Source organism: Mycobacterium sp. DHQP2018-32-09 (genome assembly GCF_058148405.1).
This window is the reverse complement of record NZ_JBYVYK010000002.1, coordinates 169,719-181,329: the sequence shown is the minus strand read 5'-3', so window position 1 is coordinate 181,329 and position 11,611 is coordinate 169,719. Positions and strand designations below refer to the sequence as shown.

Annotated in this window: 13 protein-coding genes; 7 read left to right on the top strand and 6 right to left on the bottom strand. The window is 69.4% G+C overall.

From position 1 onward, the window contains the following. Window positions 1-18 precede the first annotated feature (18 nt). On the bottom strand, window positions 19-1,587 hold the full coding sequence (locus AC30CM_RS02400; protein ID WP_490115219.1) for a glycoside hydrolase family 13 protein: 1,569 nt from the start codon (window positions 1,585-1,587) through the stop codon (window positions 19-21). Window positions 1,588-1,626: 39 nt separating this feature from the next. Continuing rightward, window positions 1,627-2,022 (bottom strand): globin, encoded by a 396-nt coding sequence (locus tag AC30CM_RS02395; protein WP_490115218.1) that lies wholly within the window; start codon window positions 2,020-2,022, stop codon window positions 1,627-1,629. 141 nt (window positions 2,023-2,163) lie between these two features. Between AC30CM_RS02395 and AC30CM_RS02390 the strand changes: the two genes are divergently transcribed. The 3 genes from AC30CM_RS02390 (at window position 2,164) to AC30CM_RS02380 (ending at window position 3,565) form a co-directional block, all read left to right on the top strand. Next, the gene (locus tag AC30CM_RS02390; RefSeq protein WP_490115217.1) at window positions 2,164-2,817 is read left to right on the top strand and encodes an HNH endonuclease; all 654 of its coding nucleotides are present in this window, start codon (window positions 2,164-2,166) and stop codon (window positions 2,815-2,817) included. Between the two features lie 63 nt (window positions 2,818-2,880). Then, window positions 2,881-3,105: an aa3-type cytochrome oxidase subunit CtaJ gene (gene ctaJ, locus AC30CM_RS02385; protein WP_490115242.1), complete on the top strand. Its 225-nt coding sequence runs from the start codon at window positions 2,881-2,883 to the stop codon at window positions 3,103-3,105. After that, window positions 3,092-3,565, top strand: coding sequence for a DUF5130 domain-containing protein (locus tag AC30CM_RS02380; RefSeq protein WP_490115216.1), 474 nt, complete (start codon window positions 3,092-3,094; stop codon window positions 3,563-3,565). Before ctaJ ends, AC30CM_RS02380 begins: the two co-directional genes overlap by 14 nt. A 33-nt stretch (window positions 3,566-3,598) precedes the next feature. Here AC30CM_RS02380 and AC30CM_RS02375 read toward each other — a convergent pair whose 3' ends face one another. From AC30CM_RS02375 to pepN, 4 genes are all read right to left on the bottom strand, one after another. After that, a complete protein-coding gene (locus tag AC30CM_RS02375) occupies window positions 3,599-4,036 on the bottom strand; it encodes a hypothetical protein (RefSeq protein WP_490115215.1) in 438 nt (145 codons plus the stop codon). Window positions 4,037-4,175: 139 nt separating this feature from the next. Next, on the bottom strand, window positions 4,176-4,319 hold the full coding sequence (locus AC30CM_RS02370) for a hypothetical protein (RefSeq protein WP_490115214.1): 144 nt from the start codon (window positions 4,317-4,319) through the stop codon (window positions 4,176-4,178). 449 nt (window positions 4,320-4,768) lie between these two features. Next, entirely contained in the window at window positions 4,769-5,128 is a 360-nt protein-coding gene (locus tag AC30CM_RS02365; protein WP_490115213.1) for an HNH endonuclease, read from the bottom strand. Window positions 5,129-5,194: 66 nt separating this feature from the next. Further along, on the bottom strand, window positions 5,195-7,783 hold the full coding sequence (gene pepN, locus AC30CM_RS02360) for an aminopeptidase N (protein ID WP_490115212.1): 2,589 nt from the start codon (window positions 7,781-7,783) through the stop codon (window positions 5,195-5,197). Between the two features lie 92 nt (window positions 7,784-7,875). On the opposite strand from pepN, the gene AC30CM_RS02355 reads away from it, so the two are divergent. The 4 genes from AC30CM_RS02355 to AC30CM_RS02340 all read left to right on the top strand — a co-directional run bounded on the left by AC30CM_RS02355 (window position 7,876) and on the right by AC30CM_RS02340 (window position 11,604). Then, the gene (locus tag AC30CM_RS02355) at window positions 7,876-8,499 is read left to right on the top strand and encodes a mycothiol-dependent nitroreductase Rv2466c family protein (protein WP_490115211.1); all 624 of its coding nucleotides are present in this window, start codon (window positions 7,876-7,878) and stop codon (window positions 8,497-8,499) included. Between the two features lie 96 nt (window positions 8,500-8,595). After that, entirely contained in the window at window positions 8,596-9,075 is a 480-nt protein-coding gene (locus AC30CM_RS02350; protein WP_490115210.1) for a ribose-5-phosphate isomerase, read from the top strand. A gap of 3 nt (window positions 9,076-9,078) precedes the next feature. Next, the gene (locus tag AC30CM_RS02345) at window positions 9,079-9,873 is read left to right on the top strand and encodes an Fpg/Nei family DNA glycosylase (RefSeq protein WP_490115209.1); all 795 of its coding nucleotides are present in this window, start codon (window positions 9,079-9,081) and stop codon (window positions 9,871-9,873) included. Window positions 9,874-9,915: 42 nt separating this feature from the next. Next, window positions 9,916-11,604 carry a cation:proton antiporter gene (locus tag AC30CM_RS02340; RefSeq protein ID WP_490115208.1) on the top strand — a complete coding sequence of 563 codons (1,689 nt, stop codon included), beginning with the start codon at window positions 9,916-9,918 and terminating at the stop codon, window positions 11,602-11,604. Window positions 11,605-11,611: the final 7 nt, after the last annotated feature.

Here is an 11,611-nt window from a genome sequence, read left to right as displayed (position 1 = left end):
CGGACCAGCGTGCACGAGTCACCGGACCCAGGCGGCCGCGTCGGACGGCAGCATGCCGTCGACGAGGTTCGCGCTGGCGATCAGCACGTCCCCGTCCGGCAGCGCGACCGGCTCGGCGCCGGTGTTGAGCACGCACGTCACGCCGTCGGGGCCGCGGAAGCCCACGACGTCGTCGATACCCTCGAGCCACTGCACCGCAGATCCCAGATCCGTTCTGCCATGCCGGATGTCGATGGCGCGACGGAACAATTCGAGTGTCGAACCGGGCACGCCGTCCTGGGCGTCCACGGTCAGGTCGGCCCAATCGTCGGGCATCGGTAGCCAGGTCTCGGCCGTGGCGGAGAAGCCGTACGGGGCAGAGCTACCCGACCACGGGATGGGCACGCGGCAGCCGTCCCTGCCGCGCACCTCGTGTCCGGAGCGCTCCCAGGTGGGATCCTGCAGCACGTGATCCGGCAGGTCCACGTTGGGTAGCCCCAACTCCTCGCCGTTGTACACGAAGACCACGCCCGGCAGCGCCAGCATCACCAGGGCCATCGCCCGGGCCCGGGCCAGCCCGGCGGCGCCGCCGCCATAGCGGGTGACCTCGCGGTCGACGTCGTGGTTCGACAGCGTCCACGTCGGGGGAGAGCCCGCGAGATCGGCTGCGGCCAAGGAGTTCTCGATGGCCTCGCGAACGTTCACGGCATCGAAGTCGGCGCGCACCAACCGGAAGTTGAAGCCGAGGTGCAGCTCGTCGGGCCGCAGGTACTTCGCGAAGTCCTCGTTGTCGAACACCCAGATCTCGCCGACCGTCACCGCCTCGGGATGGTCGTCGAGGACGCGGCGGATGCCGCGGTGGATGTCGTGTACGTCGTCGTGGTTGAAGCGCGGGTCGTCGTCGGCCAGTGACAGCATGGGACGTTCCGGGTCGGCCATGTCGGGTAGCCCGGATGGCTTCGCCATGCCGTGGGCGACGTCGATGCGGAACCCGTCGACGCCCCGCTCCAGCCAGAATCGCAAGGTCTTCTCGAGATCGGCGAACACCTCGGGGTTGTCCCAGTTCAGATCGGGCTGCTCGGAGTCGAACAGGTGCAGGTACCACTGCCCGGGCGTGCCGTCGGGCTCGACGACCCGCGTCCAGGCGGGACCGCCGAACACCGACACCCAGTTGTTGGGCGGGTGCAATCCGTTGGGGCCGGTGCCGTCACGGAAGATGTACCGCTCGCGCTGGACGGTGTCGGGCCCGGCGGCCAGGGCGGCCTGGAACCACGGGTGCCGGGACGACGTGTGGTTGGGCACCAGGTCCATCGTCACCTTGATGCCGCGGGCGTGCGCGGCCTCGAGCAGCCGGTCCAGCGCCGCGATGCCGCCGAACAGCGGGTCGACGTCACGCGGGTCGGCCACGTCGTATCCGTGGTCGGCCATGGGGGAGACCATCACGGGGTTGAGCCACAGCGCGTCCACACCGAGTTCGGCCAGGTAGTCCAGGCCGGCGGTGACCCCGTCCAGGTCGCCCACCCCGTCGCCGTCGGTGTCCCGGAAGGAGCGCGGGTAGGCCTGGTAGAAGACGGCGCGGGACCACCACGCCGGGCGGGACTCGGTCACGCCTACCCATCCTGCCGCAGGACGGGTGCGGTCTGCTCGTCAGAACTCGGAGTTCACCATCGACTGGGCGGCCATCTCGAGATAGTCGAGCAACGCCGTGCGGTGGGCGTCGTCGAGGGTGTCCGAGTCGATCTCCCCGACGGCGGTACGCATGCACCGCAGCCAGGCATCGCGTTCGAGGAACCCGATGCGAAAGGGGACGTGCCGCATCCGCAGCCGGGGATGGCCCCGCAGATCGGAGTAGGTACGCGGGCCGCCCCAGTACTGCTCCAGGAACATCCGCAGCCGGGTCTCGGCGCCCTCCCAGTCGTCGTGCGGGTAGAGCGGGTTCAGGATCTCGTCGTCGCGGACGAGTTCGTAGAAGCGCCCCACGATCCGATGGAAGGTCTCGGCGCCGCCGACTGCGTCGTAGAACGACCGTGGATCCTCAGTCACGCGTCCATTGTCCCCTCGTGGTCGGCCGTGACGTCGAACGCGTCCACGTCACGCGATGTTCATCGAACTGACCTGCGCACACGTCGAGAATTGTCGTGCGGTGGCCCCGGATCCGTGGTGGACTGTCTTCTCGGAGGACGTATGTCGCAGCGTGTGAGAGGCCGCGGGCACCGACACCACGGGACCGCGGCGGGCTTGACCGGGCACTCGGCTGCTCCTGCCCAGAATCTGGTCGCATTCGGCGCCGAGGCGCGCATCACCGGCGGCCAGGCGGCCATCTGGGGCAGGCGGCGGGTGCTGCTGCTGAACTCCACCTACGAACCGTTGACGGCGCTTCCCATGCGGCGTGCGGTGATCATGCTGATGTGCGGCAAGGCAGACGTGGTGCACGAGGATCCCGCCGGTCCGGTGATCCACTCGGCGAGCCGCACCGTCACGGTCCCCTCGGTGATCCGGCTGCGCACCTTCGTGCGCGTGCCCTACCGGGCGCGGATCCCCATGACGCGGGCGGCGCTGATGCATCGCGACCGGTTCCGCTGCGCCTATTGCGGGCTGAAGGCCGACACCGTCGACCACGTGATCCCCCGCAGTCGCGGGGGCGAACACTCCTGGGAGAACTGCGTGGCGGCGTGCGCGCAGTGCAACCATCGCAAGGCCGACCATCTGCTCGCCGAGCTGGGCTGGACACTGCGTGCGACGCCGATGCCGCCCAAGGGGCAGCATTGGCGGCTGCTGTCGACCGTGAAGGAACTCGACCCGGCGTGGGTCCGCTACCTCGGCGAAGGCGCGGCATGACCGAAGGGCGCAGCCCGGCGCGCGCTCCGCGCCGCTACTGATACGGTTTGCGTCGTGAGCGAAATGGCCATCGTCCATTCCCTTATGGGCGGAATCCCGCTGCTGGCCCTGCTGATCCTGTTGGCGATCTTCTGCACGCGCAAGAGCCCGCATCCGGAGACGTACGAGATGTCCGACCAGTGGACCCACGCGCCGATCCTGTGGGCGGCCGACGAGCCCGCCGATCACGGCCACGGCGGCCATGGTTCGCATCCGATCGTGGGAGGTGGCGCAAGTGGCAAGTGGTAGCGAGGTCGCCAAGACCGGTTCCGACGTCGCGTTGCCCTACGGCTACGCGCTGACGTCGAGCGGCCGGATCTCCGGGGTCACCGAGCCCGGTGAGCTGTCGGTGCACTACCCGTTCCCGACGATGGATCTGGTGAAGCTCGACGACGCGCTGAAGTACGGCTCGCGCTACTCGGGAGCCCGCTTCGCGGTCTACGTGGGCGATCTGGGCGCCGACACCGCGGCCACGGCACGCGACATCCTGGGGAAGGTCGCGACGCCGGAGAACGCCGTGTTGCTGGCCGTCTCGCCGAACCAGAAGGCCATCGAGGTGGTCTACGGTTCCGAGGTCAAGGGTCGCGGCATCGAAGAGGCCGCGCCGCTGGGAGTGTCCGCCGCGGCAGCGTCGTTCCGCGAGGGCAACCTGATGGACGGTCTGATCAGCGCGGTCCGCGTGCTGTCGGCCGGGGTCTCGCCCCGCTAGCTTCGCCGGCCCACCACGGGTCGGGCGTGCCCGTCACGCCGTGAACATCGCCAGGTGGACGTACACGTCGTCTGACGAGCGGCGGTCCTCGAGGACCTCGCGAATCACCTTGCCGTCTTCGGTCTCGATGGTGTCCCGGGCGAAGCGCAGGTCGGTGGCCGTCGACAGGGGTGGCCCTGCGATCACGTCGCGGTCTGCGTGGAACAGCGTCGGGAGCACCGGGGTGGTGAAGTGCGACGCCCGCAGGAGTTCGTCGCGCTGTGCTGCGGTGGCCCGGAGCGAGAGTTCGTAGAGGGTTTCCCTGCCGTTGTCGGACGAGACGCCGAGCACCTCGACCCCTGGCGGCAGCGTGAGTCTGCCGAAGGACGTGGCCTCCTGGGCGGCGGTGGGTACCGGCGCCGTGCCGTCGCTGCATGCGGTCAGCCCGAGGAGGGCAAGGACGGCGAGGACGGCGAGGAGGATGCGCACCACGGGCGGGCCGTCCTTTCACGGTCGGAATCGGATGATCTGATCGTCGAGCATGATCGTCGAGCATGATCATTGTGGCCGATGCCCCGGAGACGACGAAGCCGGTGACCCCGCGGGGATCACCGGCTCGAGTGCAGCGGACTCACTGGTTCGCGTCGTGGCGCTGGGCGATCGCCAGCAACTCCTCGCGAACGGTCGACTGCGGCATCGAGTTGATGCGGGCGTAGAGGCGACGACGGTTGATGGCGCGCTTCATGTCGCTGCGGAACTTGGTGATGGTGGACATTCTGGATGACTCCCTCGTTGTGCCCTGGATCACAAGGCGGTGATTGCTGTGCGCGTGCCAACACAGGGATCGCCCGGTTGTCATGCCCTTTCATGATCGGTGTTAACGGCATGTAAATCAAGCTCTGACGTGGGTGATTGCGCTCACGTGGGGTCTCGCGTGGGTTCCTGGCGCGGCCAAAGAGCAACGAGAACGTGTTCCTGTGAGGCGGCCAAAACGTTTGCTGGCCCGCAGGCGCTGCGAGTGAGTTCGCCGACGGCGAACGCGACGCAGCCCGTTCGCCGCAGGACCAGATGTCGGATGGCGACGTGACGTCCCGATACCTCGCCGCCGGCACGAAGGCCAACGACACGGTGGTCGCCCTGGACACGGTGTGCCCCGGTCTGCTGGCGGGCACGCCGTGACCGCCGCGGTCGTCGGTGGCTACCGGGGTCGGCCTGCCGAGCCCGTCAGCCGACCTCGGCGGCGGCCGCCAACAACTCGGCCCGGATGCGCACGTAGCGCTCCAGGAACAGCCGCTCGTCGAAGCGCTTGCGACGCAGCCAGGCGGTCACCTCGTCGTTGCACTTGCTCGCGTTGCACGAGCTGCAGGCGGGCACCACGTTGTCGATCGTGTAGCGCCCGCCTCGCGAGATCGCCATGACGCAGTCGCGTTGCATGGTGCCGTCGGTGGCCCCGCAGTAGGCGCAGCCGTCCCACGCCGTCTTGATCGCCGCCCACTGCGCGGCAGTCAGGTCGTTGACGACGGCCGCGACGCGACGTTGACGTCGTCGCGCCGCGCGGGCCCGTCGGCTGTTCGTGGCTGCCACCGCACCAGCATGCGGTGCGGGCGTGTCCCAACGCCCGCACCACCGCGGCGTGTCGCGCCGGTGCGGCTACCCGGCGTCGAACGCGCGGGCGCGCAGCGAACGCTCCACGCCGGCACGCCCTTCGAGCACCAGGCGGCGCAGCGCGGGCGGCACCTCCGGGTCGGCGAGGAACGCGTCGGCGGCGTCCAGCCCGGCCTGGCTGACGTCCCACGACGGGTACAACCCGATGACGGTGGTCTGCGCGACCTCCGACGAGCGGCGCTGCCACACGCCCGGGATCGCCGCGAAGTACTTCTCGGTGAACGGTGCGAGCAACTCACCCTGGCCGGGCTGGACGAACCCGGTGACGATGGCGCGGGTGGTGATGTTGGCGATCGTGTCGTCCTCGATCACTTCTTGCCACACCGCCTCCTTGACCGCCGCCTGCGGCCGGGCGGCCGCGGCCGCCCTGGCGCTGCGCTTGCCCGCGGCGGTGGGATCGGACGCCGCCTCGGCGTCGATGAACGGCGTCGCGGTGCCGTCGGCATCGAGCACCCCGGCGCGGGCCAGCGCGGTCACGATGCGCCACCGCAGGTCGGTATCGACCACCAGGCCCGTGAGGTTCACGGCGGCCTGCTCGTTGTCCAGCAGCGTCGACAGCACGGCCACGTGATTGGGCGACAGCACCGACGTGCACAGTGCGTTGACGAACGCCAGTTGGTGATCCGAGCCGGGCGCCGATTCGCGTGCGAGGTCCAGCAGCGTGTCGCCGAACGCGGGCCACCCGTTCTCGGCGGCCCACGTGGGATCGGCGTAGGAGCCCAGCGCGGTCTGCGCCTGCAGCAGCAGGCGCTGCGCCACACCGACTTCCGATTCGGCGTGCAGGCCGCTCATGACCAGGGCCACGAAGTCGCGGGCCCGCAGTTCGGCCTCGCGCGTCATCTCCCACGCCGCCGACCACACCAGGGTCCGGGGGAGGGGTTCGGCGATGTCGGCGATACGGGCCAACGCGGTCTCGAGCGACTCGCCGTCCAGGCGCAACGCGCAGTAGGTCAGGTCGTCGTCGTTGACCAGGACCAGCTTGCCGCGTGACACCCCGGTCAGCGCGGGCACGTCGGTGACGTCACCCTCGACGTCGAGTTCCTCGCGATGCGTGCGCACCAGCTTGCCCGAGCCGTCGTCGTCGTAGATGCCCACCGCGAGGCGGTGGACGCGGGTCTCCCCGGCGCCGGGGGCGGCGCCGCTCTGCGTGATCGCAAACCGCGTGAACGCTCCGTCGGCGTCCACGTCGAAGTCCGCCCGCAGCGTGTTCAGGCCGGTGGTCTTGAGCCACTGCCTACCCCAGTGCGACAGGTCGCGGCCCGACGACTTCTCCAGTGCGCCAAGCAGATCCGAGAACGTCGCGTTGGCGAACGCGTGGTCGCGGAAGTAGGAGCGCAGCCCTGCCAGAAAGGGCTGCAGGCCGACATATGCCACCAGCTGCTTGAGCACGCTGGCGCCCTTGGCGTAGGTGATGCCGTCGAAGTTCACCTCGACGGCATGCAGGTCGGGGATGTCGGCGGCGACGGGGTGCGTCGACGGCAACTGGTCCTGGCGGTAGGCCCAGGACTTCTCGACGTTGGCGAACGTCGTCCACGCCTGCTCGTACTCGGTGGCCTCGGCCTGGCACAGCACCGAGGCGAACGTCGCGAAGGATTCGTTGAGCCACAGGTCGTCCCACCACTGCATGGTGACCAGGTCGCCGAACCACATGTGCGCCATCTCGTGCAGCACGGTCTCGGCGCGCCGCTCGTAGCTGTACCGCGTGACCTTCGAGCGGAACACGTAGTCCTCGAGGAACGTGACCGCTCCGGCGTTCTCCATCGCGCCCGCGTTGAACTCGGGAACGAACAGCTGGTCGTACTTGCCGAACGCGTAGGGCACGCCGAAGTTGGCGTGGTAGAAGCCGAAACCCTGCTTGGTCTCGGTGAACAGCCGCTCGGCGTCCATGAAGTCGGCGAGCGAGGCGCGGCAGAAGATGCCGAGCGGGATCTCGCCGTGCTCGTCGGAGTAGACGTCGCGCCACACCGCGTAGGGGCCGGCGATCAGGGCGACGAGGTAGGTGCTCATCTTCGGGGTGGTCGCGAACACGTGCACGCCGTTGTGCGCCGACACCGTCGCACCGTTGGAGACCACCTGCCAGTGCGCCGGGGCGGTGACGCTCACGTCGAACGTGGCCTTGAGATCGGGCTGGTCGAAACAGGCGAACATGCGCTTGGCGTCGGCCGTCTCGAACTGCGAGTAGAGGTACACCTCGTCGTCGACGGGGTCGACGAACCGGTGCAGCCCCTCGCCGGTGTTGGAGTAGAGGCAGTCCGCGTCGACGACCACCACGTTGTGTTCGGCCAACCCGGTCAGGGGAATGCCGGTGGACTCGTCGTAGCCGGACACGTCGATCTCGACGCCGTTGAGCGTGGCGCCGCGGATGGCGTCCGCGGCGATGTCGATGACGGTGTCGCTCCCCGCCAGCGCGGCGAACTCCACGGTGGTGGTGGAGCGGAACGTGCGCTCACCGGGGCGCGCCCCGTGTGGATCGCCTGCGCCGTCGGTGAGGTCCAAGACGATGCGGTAGTTCTCGACGGTGACGAGGGCCGCGCGCTCGGCGGCCTGGTCGCGGGTCAGATTGGGAAGAGCCACGCCGACTAACACTAGACCGAGTCGGGAACACTGGTCGGGCATGCACGGTTGTGCTGTACGGACTTCTGCCCACCTCAGCGAGAGGAATGCTCGTGCCCAAAGACGACACGGTTACCAAGGACGTCGCCGGTTTCTGGTTCGACCCGCTGTGCCCGTGGTGCTGGATCACCTCCCGCTGGATCCTGGAGGTCGAGAAGGTACGCGACATCGAGGTGCAGTGGCACGTGATGAGCCTCGCGGTGCTCAACGAGGGGCGTGACCTTCCCGACGAGTACCGCGAGATGATGACGAAGGCGTGGGGGCCGGTACGCGTCGCGATCGCCGCCGAGCAGGCCCACGGCAAGGAGATCCTCAGCCCGCTGTACACGGCGATGGGCACCCAGATCCACGACCGGGACAACAAGGACTACGACGACGTCATCGCCAAGGCGCTCGACGAGGTGGGTTTGCCCGCCGACCTGGCGCAGGCCGCCACCTCCGACGAATACGACGAGGCGCTGCGCAAGAGTCATCACGCCGGCATGGACGCCGTCGGCGAGGACGTCGGCACGCCGACCATCCACGTCAACGGCGTCGCGTTCTTCGGCCCGGTGCTGTCGCGCATCCCGCGCGGTGAAGAGGCGGGCAAGCTGTGGGACGCCTCGGTGACGTTCGCGAGCTACCCGCACTTCTGGGAACTGAAGCGCACGCGCACCGAATCGCCGCAGTTCGACTGACCGACGCTGCTGCCGTGCGACGGGATCCGGACTGCCTCGTGAGGGTCGCCGCGTACCCCGGCGGTGCGCGGCGACGGGCCAAGTAGGGTAACGCGCATGCGCGTCTACCTCGGCTCTGACCACGCCGGATACGAACTCAAGCAGGCCATCGTCCGACACCTCGAGGCCGGCGGTCACGAGGCCATCGATTGCGGCGCGTTCACCTACGACGCGGCCGACGACTACCCGGCCTTCTGCATCGCCGCCGCCGAGCGGACCGTCGCCGACCCCGGCAGCCTCGGCATCGTGCTGGGCGGTTCCGGCAACGGCGAGCAGATCGCCGCCAACAAGGTGCCCGGCGCGCGGTGCGCCCTGGCGTGGAGCACCGAGACGGCATCCCTGGCCCGCCAGCACAACAACGCGCAACTGATCGGCATCGGCGGCCGCATGCACACCGAGGCCGAGGCACTCGCCATCGTCGACGCATTCCTCGCCACCCCGTGGTCGGAGGAGCCGCGCCACCAGCGTCGCATCGACATCCTCACCGAGTACGAGACCACGCACCTCGCGCCGCCCGTCCCCGGCGCCCCCGCCTGACCCATGCCGGAAGGGCACACGCTGCACCGGTTGGCGCGGCTGCACCAGAAGCGCTTCGCCGGCTCACCCGTGCGCGTGACCAGCCCCCAGGGTCGCTTCGAGGACGGCGCCGCCGCCATCGACGGCCGAGTGCTCAAGCGTTCCAGCGCGTGGGGCAAGCACCTGTTCCACGACTACGAGGGCGGGCTCATCGTCCACGTGCACCTCGGGCTCTACGGCTCGTTCACCGAACGCCGCATGCCGATGCCCGCCCCCGTCGGGCAGGTGCGCATGCGGATGGAGGGTGCCGACTACGGCGCCGACCTGCGCGGCCCCACCGCCTGCGAGGTGCTGCACCGCGCCGAGGTCGACGAGATCATCGCCCGGCTGGGGCCGGACCCGTTGCGGCGCAACCCCGATGCCGGCAAGGCGTGGACCCGGATCAGCAAGTCGCGCAGGGCCATCGGGGCGCTGCTGATGGATCAGGCCGTGATCGCCGGCGTCGGCAACGTCTACCGCAGCGAACTGCTCTACCGGCACGGCATCGAACCGCATCGCCCCGGCACCAGCATCACCGCCGACGAGTTCGACGACGCCTGGCAGGACCTGGTCGAGTTGATGAAGGTGGGCGTCAAGCGCGGCAAGATCATCGTGATGCGCCCCGAAGACGACCACGGCGCACCGTCCTACCGCGAGGGCAGGCCACGCACCTACGTCTACCGCCGCGCCGGCGACGCCTGTCGCGTGTGCGGTGACACCGTGCGCACCGAGGTGATGGAGGGCCGCAACCTGTTCTGGTGTCCCACCTGCCAGACCTGACCTCGGCGCGCCCGCGGCGGCGATGACCGGCAGAATCGGCGCGTGGAACTGATCCTCGTCGTCGTCGGCGCCATCGTCGTCACCGCCATCGCGCACCGGCGCGGTCTGGAACCCGCGCTGATCATCGTCGTCATCGGCATCGCGGTGTCGTTCCTGCCGGGTTTCGAAGCCCCAGAACTGGATTCGCACATCCTGCTGACGGTCGTGCTCCCGCCGCTGCTGTACTCGGCGGCGCTCGACTTCTCGTTCCCCACGTTCCTGCGCAACATCCGGCCCATCCTGGGTCTCGGCGTCGGGCTGGTGGTCGTGACGGCCTTCGCGGTGGCGGCCGTGTCGTCGTGGTTGGTGGTGGTGCCGTTGACGTTCGCCACCGCGCTGGTGCTCGGCGCGATCGTCGCGCCGCCGGACGCCGTCACCGCCGTCGCGGTGGGCCGCAAGCTGGGACTGCCCAAGCGCGTGATGGCGATCCTCACCGGCGAGAGCCTGATCAACGACGCCGCGGCACTGACGTTGTTCACGATCGCCGTCGCGCACGTGGCGGGTAGCCACACCTTCATCGCCAACCCGTTCCTGCTGTTCACCTACAGCGCCGTCGTCGGTCCCGCCGTGGGCGTCGTACTGGGTTACGTGACGCTGTGGATCCGCAAACGGCTCGCCAACCCCGGTCTCGAGACCGTGCAGGGGCTGCTGGTGCCGTTCGCCGCGTTCATCGTCGCCGAGGAGGTGCACGCGTCCGGCGTCCTGGCGGTGGTGGTCGCCGGGTTCGTCGTCGGCAACGGCACGCTCGGCGCGGGCTATCAGACCCGGCTGCAGGAACGCTACGTGTGGAACTCCGTCGACGTGCTGCTCGAGGCCTTCGTCTTCGCCTACATCGGGCTGCACCTGCGCTTCGTGCTGGAAGACCTGCGCGAGGCGCACGAGTCGCTGGCCGAGGTCGCCGTCGCCTCGCTCGTGGTGTTGCTGATCGTGCTGGTGATCCGGCCGGTGTCGGTGTTCGCGATCTTCGGCCGCAACACGCTGTCGCGGCACATCGAGGAGCGACTCAGCGTGCCGGCGCCCGAACGCGGTCGCGGGGCGCTGGGGGCGCGCCGCGGGAAGCGACTGCCACGGCGCTGGCAGTCGCGGATCGACCACCGCACGCTGTCGTGGCGGGAGAACGTCGTGGTGTCGTGGACCGGCATGCGCGGTGTCGTGACCCTCGCCGCCGCAGCCGCCATTCCCGTGACCACCGTGGCCGGCGAGCCCTTCCCCGAGCGCGCCACCATCCAGGCCATCGCGTTCGTGACCAGCGTGGGCACCCTACTGATCCAGGGATGGACGCTGCCGTTGCTGATCCGGCGCCTGCACCTGTCGCGGTTCTCCGACGACCATGCGGCCGACCGCAACGAGGAACTCAAGGCCGAGCAGGTGGTGCACGACGCGGCCGACGCCGTGCTGGCCGCGTTCCGCGCCGATCCGCCCCGCAATCTCGACCCCACCGCGGTTGCCGACATCGGGGCCATGATCGCGCGTCATTCGCAGGACGCCGACGAGATGCCCGATCCCGACGCGCACACCAAGCGTGCGGAGGTGTTCTCTCAGCTCTATCGCGACGTGCTGGCCGCGCAGCGGGAAGCGCTGATCGTCGAGCGCGACGAGGGCCGCATCGAGGACGAGGCCGTGCGCGCGATGCTCGAACGGCTGGACTTGCAGGAGGCGGGCGTGTCCGCGCGGTTGGAGAGCCGATTCTGACCCGACG

Excerpts from the sequence above, each read along its gene's own strand:
- AC30CM_RS02370 (WP_490115214.1), bottom strand. The coding sequence starts at position 4,319 with ATGTCCACCATCACCAAGTTCCGCAGCGACATGAAGCGCGCCATCAAC.
- AC30CM_RS02345 (WP_490115209.1), top strand. The coding sequence starts at position 9,079 with ATGCCGGAAGGGCACACGCTGCACCGGTTGGCGCGGCTGCACCAGAAG.
- ctaJ (WP_490115242.1), top strand. The coding sequence starts at position 2,881 with ATGGCCATCGTCCATTCCCTTATGGGCGGAATCCCGCTGCTGGCCCTG.
- AC30CM_RS02390 (WP_490115217.1), top strand. The coding sequence starts at position 2,164 with ATGTCGCAGCGTGTGAGAGGCCGCGGGCACCGACACCACGGGACCGCG.
- AC30CM_RS02350 (WP_490115210.1), top strand. The coding sequence starts at position 8,596 with ATGCGCGTCTACCTCGGCTCTGACCACGCCGGATACGAACTCAAGCAG.